Origin of the sequence: Dyella subtropica (assembly GCF_026283965.1) — a bacterium.
GTDB classification, from domain to species: domain Bacteria; phylum Pseudomonadota; class Gammaproteobacteria; order Xanthomonadales; family Rhodanobacteraceae; genus Dyella_D; species Dyella_D subtropica.
Map to the genome: position 1 here is coordinate 41,472 of NZ_JAPDPD010000001.1, position 22,055 is coordinate 63,526.

6 protein-coding genes are annotated in these 22,055 nt (G+C 66.1%); 3 read left to right on the plus strand and 3 right to left on the minus strand.

What is annotated here, in order from left to right; genetic code table 11:
* Nucleotides 1-59: 59 nt before the first annotated feature.
* The 3 genes from OUZ45_RS00200 to OUZ45_RS00210 all read right to left on the minus strand — a co-directional run bounded on the left by OUZ45_RS00200 (nt 60) and on the right by OUZ45_RS00210 (nt 4,429).
* Nucleotides 60-1,436, minus strand: coding sequence for a DUF3999 family protein (locus tag OUZ45_RS00200; protein ID WP_266167848.1), 1,377 nt, complete (start codon nt 1,434-1,436; stop codon nt 60-62).
* Nucleotides 1,426-4,131, minus strand: a complete 2,706-nt coding sequence (locus tag OUZ45_RS00205) for a DUF2339 domain-containing protein (protein WP_266167849.1) — start codon at nt 4,129-4,131, stop codon at nt 1,426-1,428. Before OUZ45_RS00205 ends, OUZ45_RS00200 begins: the two co-directional genes overlap by 11 nt.
* Nucleotides 4,132-4,303: 172 nt before the next feature.
* Nucleotides 4,304-4,429 (minus strand): hypothetical protein, encoded by a 126-nt coding sequence (locus tag OUZ45_RS00210; protein ID WP_266167850.1) that lies wholly within the window; start codon nt 4,427-4,429, stop codon nt 4,304-4,306.
* A 421-nt stretch (nt 4,430-4,850) separates the two neighbouring features.
* Here OUZ45_RS00210 and OUZ45_RS00215 point away from each other — a divergent pair, with 421 nt between their 5' ends.
* The 3 genes from OUZ45_RS00215 to OUZ45_RS00225 all read left to right on the plus strand — a co-directional run bounded on the left by OUZ45_RS00215 (nt 4,851) and on the right by OUZ45_RS00225 (nt 22,020).
* Nucleotides 4,851-5,069 carry an MbtH family protein gene (locus OUZ45_RS00215; protein ID WP_323137493.1) on the plus strand — a complete coding sequence of 73 codons (219 nt, stop codon included), beginning with the start codon at nt 4,851-4,853 and terminating at the stop codon, nt 5,067-5,069.
* Between the two features lie 119 nt (nt 5,070-5,188).
* Nucleotides 5,189-11,581 carry a non-ribosomal peptide synthetase gene (locus OUZ45_RS00220; protein ID WP_266167851.1) on the plus strand — a complete coding sequence of 2,131 codons (6,393 nt, stop codon included), beginning with the start codon at nt 5,189-5,191 and terminating at the stop codon, nt 11,579-11,581.
* Nucleotides 11,578-22,020 carry a non-ribosomal peptide synthetase gene (locus OUZ45_RS00225; RefSeq protein ID WP_266167852.1) on the plus strand — a complete coding sequence of 3,481 codons (10,443 nt, stop codon included), beginning with the start codon at nt 11,578-11,580 and terminating at the stop codon, nt 22,018-22,020. Before OUZ45_RS00220 ends, OUZ45_RS00225 begins: the two co-directional genes overlap by 4 nt.
* Nucleotides 22,021-22,055: the final 35 nt, after the last annotated feature.

Here is a 22,055-nt window from a genome sequence, read left to right on the forward strand (position 1 = left end):
AGTGCGCTCCTATCGAATGACGGGGTGATGCGTCGACTGGGTCAGCGCATCCCTCGGAATCAGGGGCGGGCATCCTCGCGCTTGGACTGCCGCAACAAACTCAGCGCCATGCCACCCACAGCCAGCGCGCCCGCCACCAGTACCAGCCACAGCAGCGGCTTGGTCCAGTCATAAGGCACCTTGGGCGCTGCCAGCGCTTGAGGGCCACCCGCATCGCTGCGCTCACCCAGCGCGGCCAACGGCGGCTGCCAGCCTTCGGGCTGGGTTGCGCGCATGCTATCCAGCGCCGCGGTGACCGGGTAGTCGGCGCGACGTGCGGCATAGCTGCCGGCCAGCAGACGATAAGGGCCGCCGCCTTCGGCGAGGAACACAAACTCATCCGGCAACCAGGCCACCGCCAGTGCAGGCGCTTGCGGCAAAGGCGTGTCGGTATGCAAGCGCAAATGCTGCACGCGTTGCGGCGAGAACGTGGCATCGGCCGTGGTTTTACCCGCGACGCGCACGGCGGTGATCGAGGCCAGCGAACTCCACGATGCGCTGCCACCCTCGCCGGCCTGCGCCGACAGTTGGAACCGTGCGGCGGTATTGGCGTCCGGCAAAGTCACCCGCACGGCCTCCAGCGGCAAACTGGCCGGCAGTTGGTAATCGTAGTCATGGCCATTGCCGGATGCGCTCGACGTTTCGGCCTGCATCGTCTGCCACTGCAGCGACGCAGCGTGATCGGCAGCCGGGTCAGCGTAATGGCCGCTAAGGCTGACAGCGGGCGTGTGCTTGCTGTCCCAAGCCGGCTCGCCCTCGACGATGCGCAAGCGGTAATAGCGTGCCGGCTCGCCGCCGACCTGGATGCTGCGCTGGTCTACGGCGTCTTCGCCGCGTTTCACGCTGACGACGGTGGCGCCTTCGTTGCGCTGGTCCCATTGCTGCAAATCGTCGCTGGCTTCCACCGCCAGCTGGATCTCCATGTCGTGTTCGGAATCCAGCGCATCGATATCGATGTGGTCGATGACCACCGGACGGCGCGCGTCGACCAGCCATTGCATCGGCTTGAGCGCAGCGGTCGCCGCGCTCGGCTGATTGATCACGATATCGCCGTTGGCGTTGCGCTCCACCCGCACGCCGTCCTTGCTATCGGCGCTGCTGGCGGGCAGCGGCAGCAGCTTGGCTTTGAGCGAATACGCATGCACCTGTGGCGCTGCGGGCGGCATCGGCGCAAACGGCACCGGCCGTCCTTGCGCATTGACCACCACGATATCGCGCAGCCCGGCATCGAAGCGCGATACCGCATACACGGCGGGACTCAACGCCACCCGGTAAGCCTCGCTTCCGGTCTTGGTATCCAAGGCGAAGCCGTAGGCATAGTCAGTCACCGAACTGGCATGAGCCGCTGCCAGCGGCAGCAGCGATGCCGCCAAAATCCAACGCAAATCAAGGCGCATGTGCGGCCTCCTCTTTAGATGAAAGCGGGCGCTTTGGTGGCGCCGGAGCCAGATAACCGATCACCGTGCACAGCAGGCCATAGGCGATGAAGGAGCCGATGCCGAACAAATTGCCGAGGTGCCCGCGATCGATCAGCAGCAACTTCGCCAGCACCACGCCCATCATCACCGCGCCGGCCAGCCATACCAGCCGCTGGCCGCGGCGCGAGCCCCACACCCAGGCCAGCAGGCCGAGCGCGCTCCACACCACGGTCAACGACATCTGCGCGAGGCTGGAATCGCTCAGCGCGCTGTCCCAGGGCACGCCGGCCAGCTGATGCACGCCACGCAAGGTGGCACTGGTCGTAAACAGCAGCACAAACACGCCGAGCATGATCGGACGCGCATGCCGGAACGCTGGCGACGTGGCTGCGTCGACAAGCCAACGCGCTACGCACAGGGCGATCAGCAACAACAGCAGCTCCACCGGATTGAATAGCGGCAGATAGTGCAGCGGTGCGGCGTCGCCATCCTGCAGCAGTGCCCAGAGACCCAGCGCGGCCGACACCATCAGCAACGAATGCAGCAACGGCGGACGCCACTTTGGCAAAAGCTCGGACAGCGGCGAAGCGATCCACCGCGGCTGCCACAACGCGAGCGCGAGCAATAGCAACAGCGGGGTGGATGCCAGCACCACGTACCAGCTGGTCGACAACCAGCGGCTGTCGATGAGGGCCACCCCAATCGATACCGCAAAAATCACGACCCAACGCCATAGCCAGGCGAGCTGTGCCAGCGTCGCGGCCAACGGGTAGCTGCGCAGGCAAGCCAACGCGCGCCAGCCGAGCACCGCGGCAACCGCCACGCTGAGCAGGCGCCAGCCGGCCAGAAGCTGCTCTTCCTCCACGCCGCACCGGATCACCAGAAGAAGCATGGCGGCGAACAGCGCTGGCGCAGTGAAAGCGATGACCTGCCCCAGTTCGCGCGGGGGCCGGCGCTGCGCCACCTCGGCAGCGCCCCACGCGGTGAGCGCGAGCAGTGCGATGTACCAGGCCAGCCGCATGGAAGGCCCGGCGAAGTGAACGATTTCCGCGTGGCATGCCAGCAGCCACCAGCACAATCCCCACCCATACAAAGCCACGGCGATGAGTCGCTGCGATGTGGTGTTACTGCCCAAGCGCGCATAGAACGTGCTGCCGGCAAAGGCGGCCACGGCGAGCAGCAGCAAGCCGACAAAACCGCCATTGAGCACCGGCAGCATCGTGTCGTACGCGTATCTCACGTGACCGAAGAACAAGGCGCTAACCGCAAAGACCTGCAAGGCCAGACCGCTCCAGCGAGACAATGCGCGCTGCTGCTTCAAGCCCAGCCAGATCAGACCGGCGCCTTCCAACGCAAAGATGCTGCTAGTGACAGCGGCACTCAGTGCCAAGGGCACCGCCAGCGTAGCCATGGCCACCGCCAACACCGCCCACGCGTCGCGCAGCAATCGCAGCCCACTTCGGTTGCGCACGGTGAAGGCGACCAGCACGTAAATGGCGGCGCCGACCAGCGCGGAGAACGCCAGGCCTTGGCCGTGCCAGCGCAACAGTGCGCCCTGCAGCAACAAGCTCACGATCGGATTGCCGAACAACAGGCTGCCGTCGATCACCAGGCGCCGATCCGCCGGTGCGCGCAGCACGTGCAGCCACGGAATCACCAGGTAGAACAGGAAATTCAGAATCAGGAACGGCTCGGTGCTGGCGAAAAGCTCGTGCTTATAGCGCAGCACGCCCCAGGCCGTACCGATGCCAAACGTCGCGATGAAACCCAACAGGTTCAGTACGCGCCAGGAACGCACCCACGCAATGCCCAGCACCGCGATGTTCAACACGGCGTAGTAACTGAACAGCGCGACATGGCTGCCGCTGCCGGTGGAAACCAGGATCGGTGCCGCAAAACCAGCGAGCAGGCCGAGCACCGCCAGCGCCAGGGCATCTTGCAGCACGGCCAGTACGCCGATCCCGGCGACCAGCAGCAAGAGAAAGGCAAAGGCCGCGGTTGCCGGCAGCAGATCGTACAGACGGAACGCCGCGAAGATCGTTATCAACAGCACGCCGATCGCACCGCCTTGCAGCGATAGCGCGAACACGCGTCGCTGGGTGCGCTGGCGCCACCCGAAACCGAGCCCCGCAATCGCGGCGACCGCCACCAGGCTGACCCGCAACCCGACCGGCACCCGCAGCAGGCCGCTATCGGAGGCGTATTTCAACAGTGCGGCCACACCGGCAAACAGCACCAGCATGCCGATCTTTACCGGCACGTTGCCCTCGGTGAACCAACCCCACACGCGCTCCAGCACCGAAGGGCCACTCGGCGGTGGCGGCGATGCGGGCGGCGAAGCGCGAGGTGGCACGGGTGCCTGCTGCGGCACCGATGGCGGCGGGTTGTTTACCACCAGCGATGGCTGCGTATCGCGAACCGGCATCGGCGCGGCGACCACCGTGGCTGCCGGTGGCGCGACCAGAGGAATGGGCCGGCTCTCCGCCGGCCTTGGCGCGGCTTTGTCTCCCGCAGCCAGCGTCTCCAGCGTCGCGCGGGTGGCGCGCAACTCCTTGGATAACTGCGACTGTCGCGCCCACAACAGGCCGAGCACCGTGCCGGACAGCGCGGCAAACACACTATGCCCCGCTAAGGCGCCAAGCACAGCGCCCACAACTATCCATAGAAAATACATGCGGCATCCCTTTCTGCCCGGCGAATGATTCGGCGGGCCTGACTCAAGGTCGTGGTGGTCATCAGTTTGCCATGTTCGGGGCGGATGTCGTAGCAACTCTTGCCAGCTGTCGAGAAGCACCGGCTTCCTCATGAGGCGCAAGCCTGCCTCTACCCCAAACGCAGCGAGGATCTCACAGGTCGTTCGTCGCACATCTGCGGATGCCCATGGTCCGTTCGTGCCCGGTCGCGTGGGGCACGTCGATACCGATCAACACGCCGTTGCGATTCTCCATCAGCGCATTCGCCAGCCAGCTCATACGAGAACATCCCCAGTTGCTGGGCATCCGCTCGGCACACACCATGATCCGATCAATGATCAAATCATGATTGCCCGAATTTGTCGGCGGCTCTCAATAGCCTTCCATTAAATACATTTGATCGATTAATCGAAAAACTATTGTCAAAAATGCCAGATACCATGCATCGCCTATAAGCCAAGAAAGTGCACTTCCATTTTCCACGTGAAGACCACGTGAAAATACGTCGACACCCCGGCCATTGACACCCATTACACCCGCTTCAGACAATGTGACGCGCAACACATTAATGCGACTTCCGACACAAGCGGATATCCATGACTGCTGTCACAATCCGGCGCGGCCATGTCATTCGCTGATCCTGCAGGTGCTTCATCGCAGTGTCCGTCTATAAGACCCAGTTGGTAATGGAGAGACCATCGTGAGCAATCCGTTTGAGGATAAAGACGCAGCATTTGTCGTTCTGGTGAATCATGAAGGCCAGTATTCGCTTTGGCCCGACTTTGTACAGGTTCCATCCGGCTGGAATATCGCCTTTGGACCCGAGGCCCGGCAGGCTTGCCTGGACTATATAGAGCAGCATTGGATTGACATGCGCCCTCGCAGCTTGATCGAGGCCATGGATTCGTCCACCGCCTGACGCAACACCGTCAAGACGCCTTCGCCTGAGTATCGCTAGCGCACGAGCGAGGGGTTCGTGCGGCTTGCGCACGCCGAAGTCATATCTATTTCTAGATATCTATTTATTAGGGGGCAACTGTGCAAGATAAGCACAATGCGTCTTCGTCTTTGCCGTGCGCAAAGACTGAGTGCGAGGGTGGGGCCGGAGGCGCTGGGCATGCACAGTCCGCCGGAAACGATACGGCCATCACCTCGCTTACTTTTCCGCAGTTGTTCGCGCAGCAGGTGGCGCAAGCACCCGACGCGACGGCGCTGATCCTCGGCGAAGACCGCCTCACCTATGCGCAACTCGATGCTCGTGCCAACCGGCTGGCGCACTGGCTCAAAACCCGCAACGTCGGCCCCGGCCAGATCGTAGCGATCGCCTTGCCTCGTTCGTTCGAGATGATCGAGGCGGTCCTCGCCGTACTGAAATGCGGCGCCGCCTACCTTCCGCTTGATCCGGATTACCCAAACCAGCGCCTGGCTTACATGTTCGAGGATGCCAAGCCGCGCCTTGTTCTCAGCCAGCGCCTGGTGGATCTGCCGAAAGCCACGGCGACCACCCGAGTCAGCCTGGACGACCCGGACACGGCGGCGGCGATCGCTACCCAGTCCGCCGAGCTGACCGATGCCGCCGGCCTGTCGATGTCGCCGCAGCAGGCGGCTTACATCATCTACACGTCTGGCTCGACGGGCCGCCCGAAGGGAGTCGTGGTCACCCATGCCGGCATGCATGCCTTGGCGCTCAGCTACCGCGAACGGCTGCGGGTCGATGCGGATAGCCGTGTGCTGCAGTTCGCTTCGTTGAGCTTCGATGCCTCGTTCGGCGAAATCTGCATGGCTCTCGGCCTGGGTGCGCAGCTGGTGCTGGCGCCGGTCGCCGAGCTTGCGCTGGGCCCGGCGCTGGCCGATCTATGCGCACGCCAGCGGATCACCCACCTCGCACTGCCGCCGAGTTTGCTTGCCTTGATGTCGCCTGAGCAGTTGCCGTCACTCAGCACCTTGCTCGTGGGCGGCGAAGCGTGCCCGCTGAACTTGGTGGCGGCATGGGCGCCGGGGCGGCGCATGATCAATTGCTACGGCCCCACCGAAGCCACGGTCGATGCGTTGCTGTCCGCACCGCTCGATGCCGATCACATGCAGGCGGTACCAATCGGGCATTCGGTGCGCATGGCCCACGCCTATGTGCTCGATGACGCACTGCGGCCGGTGGCGGACCACGCCGAGGGCGAGCTGTATCTCGCGGGCCCCGGCCTGGCGCGTGGCTACCTCCAGCAACCCGGCTTGACCGCGACACGCTTCGTCGCCGATCCGTTCGGCGTGCCTGGCAGCTGCATGTACCGCACGGGCGATCTGGTGCAGCGGCTGCCGGACGGCCATCTGGTGTTCACCGGTCGCGTGGACCAACAGGTGAAGATCCACGGGCTGCGTATCGAGCTTGGCGAAATCGAAGCCTGTTTGTTGCGCGATCCGGCTGTGGCGCAAGCGGCCGTGCTCGCTCGCGAGGACCGCTCCGGGCACAAGCAATTGGTGGGCTACGTGGTGCCGCGACGGGCCGCGGAGCTTGCCGCTCGCGATGAAGCCATCGATACCCGGCAAGTGCAGGAGTGGCAAACCCTGCACGACGATTTGTACATCCAGCATGCGGAACTCGCCCACGGCGAAGACTTCGAAGGTTGGGACAGCAGCTACGACGGCACGCCTATTCCGCTCGAACAGATGCGCGAATGGCGCGCCGCCACCACCGAACGCATCCTGTCGCTGCGTCCGGCCAGGCTGCTCGAAATCGGCGTCGGTACCGGACTTATCTTGTGGAACGTCGCGCCGCATTGCGAGACCTACTGGGGCCTGGATTTCTCCGCGCCGGTGATCGAGTCGCTGCGCACGCGCGTCGCACAGGACGAGCGCCTATCCGGAAGAGTGGAGTTGCGCTGCCAGGCCGCCCACGATGTCAGCGGCCTGCCGCAGCAGTTCTTCGACACCATCGTGATCAACTCGGTGATCCAGTACTTTCCTGGCGCCGACTACCTGAGCCAGGTGCTTCGACAGTGCATGGCCCTGCTGGCGCCCGGTGGACGCATCTATGTCGGCGATGTGCGCAATCTGCGCCTGATGCGCTGCTTCGCCACCGCCGTCGCCTGGCACCGCGCGCCGCCCCAGGACGACGCGGCACACGTTCTGCAGCGAACGGTCGAGCAGAACATGCAGTTGGAAAACGAGCTGCTGGTCGACCCCGACTATTTCGTCGCGTTGTCGCGACAGATCGAGGACAGCGCCGGCATCGACATCCAGTGCAAGCGCGGGCATTACCACAATGAGCTGACCCGTCACCGCTACGAAGCCGTTCTGCACAAGCGTGACGCCTCCCTGCGCTCGTTGAAGGACGCACCAACGCTGCACTGGGGGCGCGATATCGAAACACTCGAAGCGCTGCACCGGCATCTGGACACGCAACGCCCGCCCCTCCTTCGGCTAGCGCGCATTCCCAACGAACGCCTGCGCGGCGAGCTTGATCTCGTGCGACGCGTAGCGCAGGCCCCCGAGCGCATGGCAGGCGAAGCGACGGCCATGGATGTGGAGGACCTGGACGCCGTCGCTGCGAACCTCGGCTATTGCGTCGCCGCCACCTGGGCCGGCGGCGGGACCGAAGAGGGCCGGTTCGAAGGCCTGTTCGAAGCGGTCTTTATCGACGCAGCCGCCCGCGATGCGGCCCTGCTGGCCGACGTCTACCTGCCGACAGGCGAACCCACGGGCGAACTGTCGACCTACACCAACAACCCACATGCCATGCAGGACACCCGGGCCTTTGTCGCCAAGCTGCGTGGCAGCCTGTTGGAACAACTGCCCGGCCATATGGTGCCGGCCGCCATCGTGACACTGTCCAGCTTGCCGCTCAGCGCCAACGGCAAGCTCGATCGCCAGGCCTTGCCCGCCCCCACCGATGCCGCGTTCGTCCTGCGCGCCTATGAGCCGCCGCAGGGCAAGATCGAAACGTTGCTGGCCGAGCACTGGCAAGAGCTACTGCACATCGAACAGGTCGGCCGCCACGATCACTTCTTCGAGCTGGGTGGCAACTCCCTGATCGTGATCCAGCTGATGGAGCGCCTGCGCCGCGCCGGGCTCGGCGCCGAGGTGCGCGCGATTTTCTCAACACCGGTTCTGTCCGAACTGGCGGCGACGCTAGGTACACACGGCGAAGTGGTGACGCCGCCGAACGCGATCACGCCCGAAAGCACCACCATCACCCCTGACATGCTGCCGTTGATCGAGCTGTCGCAAATCGACATCGACCGCATCGTTGCCCAGGTGCCCGGCGGCGGCGGCAACATCCAGGACATCTACGCGCTCTCTCCGCTGCAGGAAGGCATGCTCTTCCATCACCGGCTGACCACGGCGGGCGATCCCTACCTGATGATCGACCGCCTGGCCTTCGCCAGCCGGGATCTGCTGGACGGATACCTGGCTGCGGCTCAACAGGTCGTAACGCGCCACGACATTCTGCGCACCGCCTTTGTCTGGGAGGGACTGTCGACGGCTGCACAAGTGGTGTGGCGGCATGCCCCGATCAGCGTGACGGAGCTGGTGCTCGATCCGCGCGACGGGCCGATCCAGGAGCAACTGGCGAAACGCTACGACCTGAGCCATACCCGGATCGACCTGACGCGAGCACCGCTGCTGCATTTCGTCGTTGCCTACGACGCCGCGCAGGAGCGGTGGCTGTTGCTGCAGATCCTGCACCACCTGATCGGCGACCACTCCAGCATCGACTCGCTTTACGCCGAAGCGATCGCTCTGCTCACCCACCAGACGCATACGCTCTCCACGCCGCAGCCGTTCCGCCAGCTGATCGCGCAGACACGCCTGGGTGTGTCCACCGCGGAGCATGAGCGCTACTTCCGCAGTCAGTTCGCCGATATCGACGAGCCCACGCTGCCGTACGGTCTGCACAACGTGTATCTGGACGGTGCTTGCGTCGATGAGTCGCACCGCACACTTCCCTCACCCCTCGACCAGCGTCTGCGCACGCAGGCACGCCGGCTGGGCGTGAGCCTGGCCAGCCTCTGCCACCTGGCCTGGGGACAGGTGGTGGCCAGAACCAGCGGACGCGAGCAAGTGGTCTTCGGCACCGTGCTGTTCGGGCGCATGCACGCCAGCGCGGGTATCGACGAGGCCATGGGTCTGTTCATCAACACCTTGCCCTTGCGCATGGACATGGACGACACCGGCGTGGAAGCCGCGGTGCGGCGCACGCAGAGCAGCCTGGCCGAACTATTGCGCCACGAGCATGCCTCGCTCGCCCTAGCGCAGCGCTGCAGCGGCATAGCGGCGCCTGCCCCGCTGTTCAGCGCCCTCTTCAATTACCTGCACGAAGTGGCGGACGCCGACCTCGCGCAGAAAAGCACCCCAGGCATCGACTGGCTGGGCTTCGAAGAGCGCACCAACTATCCGCTGACCCTGTCCGTAGAAGACTACGGCGATGCGCTCAGGCTTGTGCTCCAGGCCGCGCCGCCGATCTCCGCCGAGCGGGTCTGCGGCTATATGCAACAAGCGCTCGAGAGCATGGTGTTTGCGCTGGAAACCGCTCCGCAGCTGCCGGTACGCCAGCTCGAGATCCTGCCGCCGGACGAGCGCACCCTGCTGTTGCAGGCATGGAACCGCACCGATGCGCCCTACCCTTTCGATCGTTGCGTCCACCGGCTGTTCCAGGAGCAGGCGCAGCGCACGCCCGCGGCCATCGCGGTGGTGCATGGGGATCGATCCGTTTCCTACGCGCAACTCGATGCACTGGCCAACCGCGTGGCCCATCACCTCATCGCTCAAGGCGTGCAGGCGGGCGACTTCGTTGCCCTGCAGCTGGAGCGCAGCATCGATCTGGTCGCCGCGCAATTGGCCGTACTCAAGACCGGCGCCGCCTATGTTCCGCTCGATGCGCAAGCACCGGCGGCGCGACAGGCGTGGGTCATCGACGACTGCGCGGCACGCCTGTTGCTCACCGCCACTGCGGTCACTACCGATACGATCAGCACCGACGCGCGCGTGCCGACGCTATCGATCGAGCCCCTGTTGGCCTCTGGCGTCGATACCGATCTGGCGCTGCCCCTCCGCGCGGATGCCCCCGCCTATGTGATGTACACCTCCGGTTCCACCGGCACGCCGAAGGGCGTGATCGTGCCGCACCGCGCGATCAACCGCCTGGTGATCAACAGCGGCTTCGCCGAGTTCGATGCCGACGACCGCATGGCCTTCGCCGCGAATCCCGCGTTCGACGCCAGCACGCTGGAGGTATGGGCGCCGCTGCTGCACGGCGGAACGATCGTGGTGATCGATCAAACGACCCTGCTCGAGCCGCCTTCGCTGGTGCGGGCGCTGCAGGCCAGCAAGGTCAACCGGATGTGGTTGACGGTCGGCCTGTTCAATCAGATCGCGGCCGAGCTGGCGCCTGTGCTTACGCAGCTGAAGACGCTCATGGTCGGTGGCGATGCACTGGACCCTTCCGTCATCGCCAAGGTGCTGCGGCAACACCCTCCGCAGCGCTTGGTCAACGGCTACGGCCCGACCGAAACCACGACCTTTGCGACGACCTTTGCCATCCACGCGGTCGAGAACGAGGCGACGTCCATACCGATCGGACGCCCCATCGGCAACACGCGCATCTATCTGCTCGACGCGCATCGCCACCCCGTGCCCCTGGGTGCGGTGGGCGAGCTCTACATCGGCGGCGAAGGTGTCGCACTTGGCTACTTGAACCAGCCCGAGCTTACCGCGCAGCGCTTTCTCGACGATCCGTTCGCGGCCACCCAAGGCGCGCGCATGTACCGCACGGGTGATCTGGCGCGCTATCTCCCCGACGGCAACATCGTCTTCCTCGGCCGCAACGACCGCCAAGTCAAACTGCGCGGCTTCCGCATCGAGCTGGGCGAGATCGAAGCCCGCCTGGCGGAGCATCCCGCGGTGCGCGAGGCGGTGGTCCTCGCCCGCGAAGACGCGCCCGGAGACAAGCGTCTGGTCGCCTATGTGGTAACCACGCGCGACGCATCGGGCGACGGCGTCGACACTGCCGCGCTGCGCGGGCATCTGGCCGCCAGCCTGCCCGATTACATGGTGCCGGCCGCCTTCATGGTGATCGACGCGCTGCCGCTCACGCCCAACGGCAAACTCGATCGGCAGGCACTGCCGCCACCCGAATTCGTCGCGGTGGCCACCCGCGCGCCACGCAACGCCGTGGAAGAACAGCTTTGTGCCCTGTTCGCCGAAGTGCTCGGCCAGGAAGAGGTTGGGATCGATGACTCCTTCTTCGACCGCGGCGGCCATTCCCTTCTGGCCACCCGCCTGATCGGCCGCGTGCGGACGGTTCTCGACATCGAGCTTCCGCTGCACACCCTTTTCGATGCACCCACCGTCGCCCAGCTCGCGCTGGAACTCGGCAACGCGCGCCGTCCGGCTCGCCCGCCGCTGCGCCCGATGCGGACCATGGAGAAACAATCGTGATTCCTTTGTCGTTCGCCCAACAACGCCTCTGGTTCATGCAACAACTGCAGGGACCGAATGCGCTCTTCAATATCCCAGTGCTGCTCGACCTGCGCGGCGAACTGGATCTCCCTGCGCTGCACGCGGCCTTGAGTGACGTCGTCGCCCGCCACGAAAGCCTGCGCACCGTGTTCGACGCAGCCGAGGGTGTCGGCCAGCAGATCGTCCGTGCCGCGGATGCTGCTGACGTTTTCTTCGAGCATCGCGAGACCGATGACGCCGGGCTCGCGGCCGAGGTAAAGCGGGCGTCGGCCTATCCCTTCGACCTGGCCCGCGAAATTCCCATTCGCGCGACGCTGTTCAAGCTCGGCGCCACGCACCACTCGCTGCTGCTGGTGATGCACCACATCGCCAGCGACGCCTGGTCGCTGGCGCCGCTGCTGCGCGACCTCGCCCTGGCCTATGCCGCGCGCGCGAAGCAACAGCTGCCCGCGTGGAAGTCATTGCCCGTGCAATACGCGGATTACAGCCTGTGGCAGCGCGAATGGCTGGCGCAGGAGAACGATCCCGACAGCGATGCCGCTACACAGCTTGCCTATTGGAAGCAGGCGCTGGCCGGCCTGCCCGAACGGCTCAATCTGCCCACCGATCGACCCAGGCCGTCCCACGCCAGCCATCGTGGCGCCATCATCGATTTCCGGATTCCGGCGGCCACGCATCGGCAGCTGCATGCGTTGGCCCAGGAAACCCGCTCCAGCCTGTTCATGGTGCTGCATGCCGCCTTGGCCGCACTGCTCTCGCTGCACGGCGCGGGCGACGACCTGCCGATCGGCACCTCCATGGCCGGCCGCCAGGACGAAGCGCTGGATGCCCTGGTCGGCTTCTTCGTCAATCTGCTGGTGCTGCGCACGGACACCTCGGGCCACCCCAGCTTCCGCGAACTGATCCGCCGCGTGCGCGCCACCGATCTGGCCGCCTTCAGTCACCAGGACGTGCCGTTCGAACGCATCGTCGATCTCGTCAAGCCAACGCGCACCCAGGCGCAGCATCCGCTGTTTCAGATCGCGCTGCTCCTCGACAACAGCGTCCTCGACAACAATGCTCGCGACAGCAGCGCCGGCACCTCGCCCACTTTCCCGGGACTCGACGTGAGCTGGCGGTACGCGGATAGCGATTCCGCCAAATATGACCTGCTGTTCCAGTTCGTCGAGGAAACCGATGGCGCGGGCGCGCCCGCTGGCCTCACCGGCGGCCTGGAATACGCCACCGATCTGTACGATCCCGCGACGGCGCAGCGCTTCGTTGATCACCTGCAGCGGCTGATCGCCTTCGTCGCCGAACATCCCGGCCGGCCTATCGGTGAGGCCGACCTGCTCGCCGCCGACGAGCGCCAGCAACTGCTGGTCGACCGGAATGCCACGGCGCATCCTCTCTCGCTCGCCCCGCTGCCCGAGCTGTTCTCGGCACAGGCCGCACGCACACCCGACGCCATCGCCGCCGTGGCCGGCACGCATACGCTCAGCTATCGCGAACTCGACCGCCGCGCCAACCAACTCGCCCATCACTTGCAGGAACTCGGCGTTGGAGCGGATGTGCTGGTCGGCCTGTGCGTGGAGCGCTCGTTCGAACTGCTGATCGCCACCCTGGGCATTCTCAAAGCCGGTGCCGCTTACCTGCCGCTGGACCCGGACTATCCCGCCGAACGGCTGGTCCACATGCTCAACGAGAGCATGGCTCCGGTGCTGGTCACCCAGGAGTCGCTGGTCGATCGCCTGCCTACGCACTGGGGCGTCCAGACGCTGCTCGACGCCGACCGCGACGCGATCGCGCAGCAACCCGACAGCGCGCCCGCACATACCACCCAGCCGGATCACCTGGCCTATGTGATCTACACCTCCGGCTCCACCGGCACGCCCAAGGGCATCGCCGTCACCCAGCGCAATGTGGTCGAGCTGGCCCTGGACCGGCGCTGGGGCGACGGCAGCCAGCAGCGCGTGCTGATGCACTCGCCGCAGGTGTTCGATGCCAGCACGTACGAGATTTGGGCGCCGCTGCTCAGTGGCAACCAGATCGTTATCGCGCCGCCGGGCAAGACCGACACCCAGGTGCTCGCCGAGGTCATAACGCAGCAGCACGTCAGCGCGCTGTTCCTCACCACCGCTTTGTTCCGCTTGCTGGCCGACGAACAACCGCAATGCTTCGCGAACGTGCGCACGGTATGGAGCGGCGGCGAAGCCGCATCGCCGCGCGATTTTCAGCAGGTGCTGGACCGCTGCCCGCAGACCCAGGTGGTGCACGTTTACGGCCCCACCGAAACCACCACCTTCGTGACCTGTTATCCCATGCGCGCGCCGTTCCGCGTCGGCGCGAGCGTGCCCATCGGCGCACCGATGGACAACACCCAAGCCTACGTCCTGGATGCCGCGCTGCGGCCTGTGCCGGTCGGCGTGCCCGGTGAGCTGTATATCGCCGGCAGCGGCCTGGCGCGCGGCTATTTGCAGCGCCCGGCTCTGAGCGCGGAACGCTTCGTCGCCAATCCCTACGGTACGCCGGGCAGCCGCATGTACCGCACCGGTGATCTGGTGCGTTGGCGCGCGGACGGCGTGCTCGACTTCGTCGGCCGCAGCGATCACCAAGTGAAGATCCGCGGTTTCCGCATCGAGCTGGGCGAGATCGAAGCCGCGCTGCGCGAGCTGCCTTCCGTGCAGCATGCCGCGGTGATCGCGCGCGAAGACCGCCCCGGCCACAAGCAACTGGTCGGCTACGTGGTCTGTGCAGCCGGCCACACGCCGGAACCCGCCGCCTTGCGCCTCGCCCTGTCCGCCCGCCTGCCTGAGTACATGGTGCCCAGCGCGGTCGTGCTGCTCGATGCCCTGCCGCTGACGGTCAACGGCAAGCTCGACACCCGTGCGCTGCCCGTGCCGGACTTCAGCCCACGTGGCCAGCGCGAAGCGAGCACACCGCAGGAACAGACTTTGGCGAGCTTGTTTGCCGAGGTACTGGGCCTGGAGCGCGTCGGCATCGACGACAGCTTCTTCGACCTGGGCGGCGATTCGATCCGGGCCATCCAGCTGAAGGCGCGCGCGCAGCGGGCCGGCATCGGCTTCGAACTGGCCGCGTTGTTCGATCACCAGACCGTGGCCGCGCTGGCTGCCGTCGCCACCGCGGCCGGGCGTGACGCCGGGCATGTCGAGGGCGCTTTCGCGCTGATCGACGGCGCCGATCGCGAGCGCATCCCGGCAGAGGTGGAAGACGCCTACCCGCTCAGCCATCTGCAAGCCGGCATGCTGTTCCACAGCGATCTGGCGGACGCATCCACGCTCTATCACGTCGTGTTCCGCGCCACGGTGCGGTTGCCTTTCGCCGAAGATGCATTGCGCCAGGTGCTGGCCGAACTGGCCGCGCGGCATGAGGTGCTGCGCACCAGCTACGACTTGAAGAACTACAGCACGCCCATGCAGCTGGTGCATCGGCATGCCGAGATTCCGCTGACCGTCCACGACCTGCGCCCGCTGCCCGAGCCGGCGCGCGGCGCGGCCTACGAGCAGTGGTGCCTGGCCGAAACGCGCAGCCCCTTCGATTGCTCGCGCCCGTCGCTGCTACGCGTGTTCGCGCATCGCCTCAGCGACGCGCACTTCCATATCTCGCTGAGCTTCAACCACGCGGTGATGGACGGCTGGAGCGACGCCAGCCTGGTCACCGAACTGGTGCAGCGATACAACGCAAAACTGGACGGCGGCGCAAAACTGGACGGCCGCGATTTTGAGCCGGAAGCCCTCGTCACGCACTACCGCGATTACATCGCGCTGGAACGCGCCGCGCTGCGCAGCGACGAGAGCCGCTTGTTCTGGCAGGACATGTTCGCCGGCTTCGAGTTGACCGAGCCGCTGCGCGACACCTCGCGCTCGGCGAGTGGCACCGTGGCCGCGGACCCGGCCGAAACCATGCAGCTGGAAGTGCCCATTCCGGTCGAGCCGGCCACCGCCCACGCCCTGACCGAACTGGCGCAGCGGATCAAGGCGCCGTTGAAATCCGTGATGCTGGCCGCCCATCTGGCCGCGCTGAGCATGGTGACCGGGCGCGACGACGTGACCACAGGCGTTGCCACCAACGGCCGTCCGGAGACCGAGGACGGCGAGCGCATGATCGGCCTGTTCCTCAACTCGGTGCCGTTGCGCCTGCGCCTGCAGCGGGAAAGCTGGCAGGCGCTGATCCAGCGCGTGATGAACGTCGAGCGCGACCTGATGCCGCACCGGCGCTATCCGCTGCCAAAGATCATGAGCGACCTGGGCCGGCGTGATTTTCTGAAGGTACTGTTCACCTATGCCAACTTCCATGTCTACGGGCAGATGGGCGAACTGCAGCAGCAGTTGCTCGATTCCGCTGCCGTCGCTGGCGACAACAGCTTTCCGCTGCAAGTCACGCTCAGCCCCTCCGCCTCCGGTATCGAGGGCAACATCATCGGGCATCGCACTCACTACGACCTGCGCACGCTGGAACGCTATGCGCGGTGCTACGGCCAGGTGTTGCAAGCGATGGCCGAAGACGCGAGCCAGCCGGTGCGTCACTTCGGCCTGCTCGACGCGTTAGAACGTCAGCACCTGGTGCGCGCGCCCCGGCTCGTCGCCGCCGATATCGATGCGCTTCTCGAAACCAGCGCGACGCTGCCGCAACGATTCGAGCGGCAGCTGCGGTTGCATCCGGACGCTATCGCCGTGGTCAGCGGCGACGAGCGCCTGAGCTACACCGAACTCAACCGGCAGGCCAATCGGCTGGCGCACGTGCTGATGGCGCACGGCATCGGCCCGGAAGATCGCGTCGCGCTCGCGCTGCCGCGCTCCACCACGATGGTGGTTGCGCTGCTGGCGGTGCTCAAGGCCGGCGCCGCCTATCTGCCGCTGGATCCGGAATATCCGGTCGAACGCCTGGCCTTCACGTTGACCGATGCGCAGCCGCGCGCCTTGCTTGGCGAAAGCGGCTTGCTGGATCGGTTGGCCGGTGCGATCCCCGCGGACATGACATGTCTGGCGTTGGATAGTGCGGCGCTCGACCAAGCCCTTGCCCAGGCGCGCGACGACGATCCCGACGACAACTGTCGCGCGCGTCCGCTGCAGCCGCAGCACCCCGCTTACGTGATCTATACCTCCGGCTCCACCGGCACACCCAAGGGCGTGCTGGTGACGCATCACAACGCCTTGCGGTTGATGGACAGCACCGAGCGACCGTTCGGTTTCGACGCCGAGGACGTGTGGACGCTGTTCCATTCCTACGCCTTCGATTTCTCGGTGTGGGAGCTGTGGGGACCGCTGCTGGCCGGTGGCCGCCTGGTGATCGTGCCCTACCTGATCAGCCGCTCACCGGCCGACTTCCTCCAACTGCTGGCGCGCGAACGAATCACCGTGCTCAACCAGACGCCGTCGGCGTTCTATGCCTTGATGCAGGCCGAGCGCGACCTCGGCGAGGCAGCGCCACCGCTCGCTCTGCGCCGGGTGATTTTTGGTGGCGAGGCGTTGGACCTGGCGCGGCTGCGCGACTGGTACGCGCGCCATGATGAGCAATCGCCACTGCTGGTGAACATGTACGGCATTACCGAGACCACGGTGCACGTGAGCTATCTCGCGCTGGACCGCTCGCTGGCGGAGGCGGACGAAGGAAGCCTGATCGGCACGGCGCTGGACCATCTGGCCGTCTATTTGCTGGACGGCAACCTGCAACCGGTGTCGCCTGGCGTGTGCGCGGAAATCTATGTGGCCGGCGCCGGCCTGGCGCGCGGTTACCTGCACCGCCCGGGGCTGACCGCCGAGCGTTTCGTGGCCGACCCGTTCGTGCCCGGCCAGCGCATGTACCGCAGCGGCGACCTGGCGCGCTGGCGTGCGGACGGTCAGCTCGAATACCTGGGACGCGCGGATCAGCAGGTGAAGATTCGCGGCTTCCGCATCGAACTGGGCGAAATCGATCACGCGCTACTGGCGCTGCCCGGTGTGACGCAAGCAGCCACCATCATGCGCGAGGACCAGCCCGGACATCGGCAACTGGTTGCCTACGTCGTCGCCGATGCGCCGTGGGATGCCGCCACCGCACGTCAGCGCCTGGGCGAATACCTGCCGGACTACATGGTGCCGGCAGCCATCGTCCCGCTGGAGCGACTGCCGCTGACGGTCAATGGCAAGCTCGATCGCAAGGCACTGCCTGCACCGGATTTCCAACCGACCGGCGGTCGCGCGCCAAGCACGCCACAGGAACAGAGGTTGGCCGCGTTGTTCGCCGAGGTGCTGGGCTTGGAGCGGGTCGGCATCGACGATGGCTTCTTCGACCTGGGTGGCGATTCGATTCGTGCCATTCAACTGAAGGCACGCGCGCAACGCGCGGGGATCGACTTCGAGCTGGCCATGCTGTTCGAGCACCCGAGCGTCGCCGCGCTGGCCGCGGTCGCCACCGTCGTCGGCGTGGCCGGGCGTGACGGCATGCCCCTCGAAGGCGCCTTCGCACTGATCGGCAGCGCCGACCGTGAACGCATTCCGGCCAGCGTGGAAGACGCTTACCCGCTCGGCCATCTGCAAGCCGGCATGCTGTTCCACAACGCCTACGAGACCGGTTCCACGCTCTATCACGATGTCTCCGGCTGCTGGGTGCAACAGCGCTTCGACCACGCCGCGATGCGCGCGACGCTGGACGCGTTGAGCCGCCGGCACGAGATCCTGCGCACCGGTTTCGACTTCGACCGCTATAGCGAACCGCTGCAACTGGTTCAGCGCGCCGCGACCATTCCGCTGCACCTGAGCGACCTGAGCGGCCAGGACATGGCGGCGTGGAGCGCCGAACTCGCCCCCTGGTTCAAGCACGAGGCAAGTCAGCCGTTCGATGCCAAACAGGCGCCGCTGCTGCGTGTGTTCGTGCATCGCGCCGAGCCGGCGCGCTTCCATCTCACGCTCAGTTTCAGCCATGCGATCTTCGACGGCTGGAGCCATGCCAGCCTGACCACCGAGCTGCTGCGACGCTACCAGGCGCATCTGGACGGCCATGCCCTGCCGTGCGAACCGCTGGCGGCCCGCTACCGCGATTACATCGCGCTGGAACGCGCCGCGTTGAACGCGCCGGAGAGCCGCTCGTATTGGCTCGAACAGCTGCGCGGTTTCACGCCGCGAGAACCCCTGCGCGCCAGCATCGATGGCGCCGCGCCGGTGCAGGCCGCCAGTTCGGTCGCTACGGGCGAAGTGCCCATCCCGCTCGCCCCCGCCACCGGCGCCGCCTTGGTCGCACTCGCCGGCCGCCTCCAGACGCCGCTGAAGTCCGTGCTGCTGGCGGCCCACATGGCGGCGCTCAGCATGCTCACCGGCCACCGCGATGCGACCACCGCCCTGGTGACCAACGGGCGCCCCGAAGTGACCGATGGCGAGAACCTGATCGGCCTGTTCCTCAACTCCCTGCCGTTCCGCCTGCGTATCGGCGCCGAGAGCTGGACCCGATTGATCCGCCGCGTGATGGAGGGGGAACGCCAGCTGCTGCCGCACCGCCGTTATCCGCTGTCGCGCATCATGGACGACATCGGCGAGCGTGGCTTCCTCAAGGTGCTGTTCAACTACACCCACTTCCACGCCTACGACGCCTTGGGCGATCTCGGCGAACGAGTCAGCGACAACGGCGGCAACGGCGACAACAGCTTCCCCTTGCAGGTGAACTTCCAGCCGAGTGCGGACGGCGTGACGGGCTTTCTCGCCGGGCACGCTGGCGTCTATGACCTGCCAACCCTGCAACGCTATGCGCGCTGCTATGGCCAGGTCTTGCAGGCGATGGCCGCCGATGCCGAGCAACCGGTGCCACGCCTGGATCTGCTCGACGCCGCCGAACGCCGGCGGCTGGCCGATGGGAATGCCACCGCACGCGGCGTGCAGGCCGAACCGCTCGCCGCCATGTTCGAGCGACAGGCCGCCGGTACGCCCGATGCGCCGGCCGTGGTCGGCGCCCACACGCCACTGAGCTACCGCCAGCTCAACACCCAGGCCAACCGCTTGGCGCATCGCCTGATCGCCGCGGGGATCGGCCCCGAATGCCGCGTCGCGATCGCCCTCTCGCGCTCGCCCACGCTGATCGTCGCCCTGCTGGCGGTGTTGAAGGCCGGCGCCGCCTATGTGCCGCTGGACCCGAACTATCCCGCCGAGCGCCTGGCTTACATGCTGACTGACGCACAGCCGTCACTGCTGCTGTGTACCCGCGAGGACAGTGCCGCGCTGCCGCCGTCCCCCGTTCCGACCCTGCTGCTGGACGATCTGCCTGCCGATGACACGGACCCGGGCGACCCGACCGATGCCCAGCGCATCCAGCCGCTGCGTATGCAGCATCCGGCCTATGTGATCTACACCTCCGGATCCACCGGCACGCCCAAAGGCGTGATGGTCACCCAGGCCAGCCTGGTCAATCACATGCTCTGGATGCAGGCCAGCTATCCATGCAGCGCGGACGATCGAGTGCTGGCGCGTACCTCGGTCAGTTTCGACGCGGCTGAGTGGGAAATCTGGATGCCGTTGCTCAACGGCGCCACGCTGTATCTGCTGCCGGATCATCTGAAACACGATCTCGAAGGCACCCTGGCTTATTGCGAGCGTCATCGCACCACCATCGCGCAGTGGGTTCCCTCGATGCTGCCGTCCTTGTTGAGCATCGAGGCGGAGCCTCCATTCCGCCGGATCTTCGTCGGAGGGGAGGCGTTGCCGACGGAACTGGCACAAAAGGTCGCCCAGCGCTGGCACGCGCCGGCGGTCAATTTGTACGGCCCCACCGAAACGACGATTCAGATTTCGTCCTACCCGTGCCCGCCACCTCAGGATGCCGATGGCGCCGCCGCGCCCATCGGGCGGCCGATCTGGAACACCCAGCTCCATGTGCTGGACGCGACGCTGCAACCGGTACCGGCGGGTGTCGTCGGCGAGTTGTATATCGCCGGCGCAGGCTTGGCACGCGGCTATTTCAAGCGCGCCGCGCTCACTGCCGAACGCTTCCTCGCCAACCCCTTCGGCGAACCGGGCAGCCGCATGTATCGCACCGGCGATCTGGCGCGCTGGCGCGACGACGGTCAGCTCGACTTTGTCGGCCGCAGCGATCAGCAGTTGAAGATCCGCGGCTTCCGCGTCGAACCGGGCGAGATCGCAGCGGTGCTGCAGCGTCTGCCGGGCGTCGCCCAGGCCGCGGTCATCGCACGCGAAGATCGCAGCGGTCACAAGCAGCTGGTCGCCTATGTCGTCGCGGAATCGGAGCAGACCGCCGATCCAGCGGCCTGGCGTTACACGCTTGCCACGCAGCTGCCGGACTACATGCTACCCACGGCGATCGTGGTCTTGCCCGAACTCCCGCTCACCGCCAACGGCAAACTCGACCACAAGGCGCTGCCCGCGCCGGATGTCGTCTCGCGCAGCAGCCGGGCGCCACGCACGCCGCAGGAAGAAACCCTTGCCGGTTTGTTCGCCGAGGCCTTGGGTTGGGAGCGGGTCGGCATCGACGACAGCTTTTTCGATCTCGGCGGCGACTCGCTGCGCGCGCTGCGGCTGATCAGCCGCATCACCGCCACCTTGGGCGCCAAGGTGCCGATTCGCGTGCTGTACGAGTCGCCGACTGTGGCTGAACTGGCCGCGTCATTGGGCCGCTTCGGCGCATCGCGTCACTTGAAGACGCTGCTGCCACTGCGTGTCAGTGGCTCGCGCCCGCCGCTGTTCTGCCTGCCGCCCGCCGGCAACCTGTCGTGGTGCTACGCCGGCTTGGTCAGCCATATCGACGCCAGCTGCCCGATCTACGGACTGCACGCGCCGGAGCTGGACCAGCTACAGGGCGAAGAGACCACGCTCGAGGACATCGCGTCGTACCACCTCGAGCAGATTCGCCGAGTGCAGCCGCAGGGGCCCTATCGGCTGCTCGGTTGGTCGATAGGTGGCCTGATGGCGCATGCGATCGCCACCCGCTTGCAAGCCGCCGGCGAACAGGTCGCGCTGCTTGCGCTGATCGACGCTTATCCGCGACCTATCGCTCCACCGGAGTCGGCGATGGCCGCGGTGCAGGTGCAGGCGCTCGAACAGGCGGCGCTCGCCAATATTCTCGCCAGCTTCGGCGTAGACGCCCCGCCCTCATCCGAGCAGAGTATGGACCCTCAGCTGCTGCAGCGCCTGCGTGCGGAGGGCAGCCTGTCGGACGGCGATGCGCAAACCATCGCCCACATGCTGCAATCGCTCGAACACAGCGTCGATCTGGCGCGCACGTTCCAGCCGCAGCCGTATCAGGGAGATGTGTTGTTCTTCCGCGCCGCCATCGTGCCCGAGCCGCTGTCGCCGCCGTCGGTGAACGCGTGGGCGTCGCATGTCAGCGGCGATATCGAAGTCCACGACATCCATGCCGACCACTACGGCATGCTCGACCCACACGCACGCGCACCGATCGGCCGCGTACTGAACGAGCGGCTGACTGTGCGCACGTAGGTTGAGATTTGGACGAATGAAGACTCGAACGCCCA

Bases quoted from the DNA above. Each gene is read 5' to 3' on its own strand.
- OUZ45_RS00210 (WP_266167850.1), bottom strand. From the start codon at position 4,429: ATGAGCTGGCTGGCGAATGCGCTGATGGAGAATCGCAACGGCGTGTTG.
- OUZ45_RS00200 (WP_266167848.1), bottom strand. From the start codon at position 1,436: ATGCGCCTTGATTTGCGTTGGATTTTGGCGGCATCGCTGCTGCCGCTG.
- OUZ45_RS00205 (WP_266167849.1), bottom strand. From the start codon at position 4,131: ATGTATTTTCTATGGATAGTTGTGGGCGCTGTGCTTGGCGCCTTAGCG.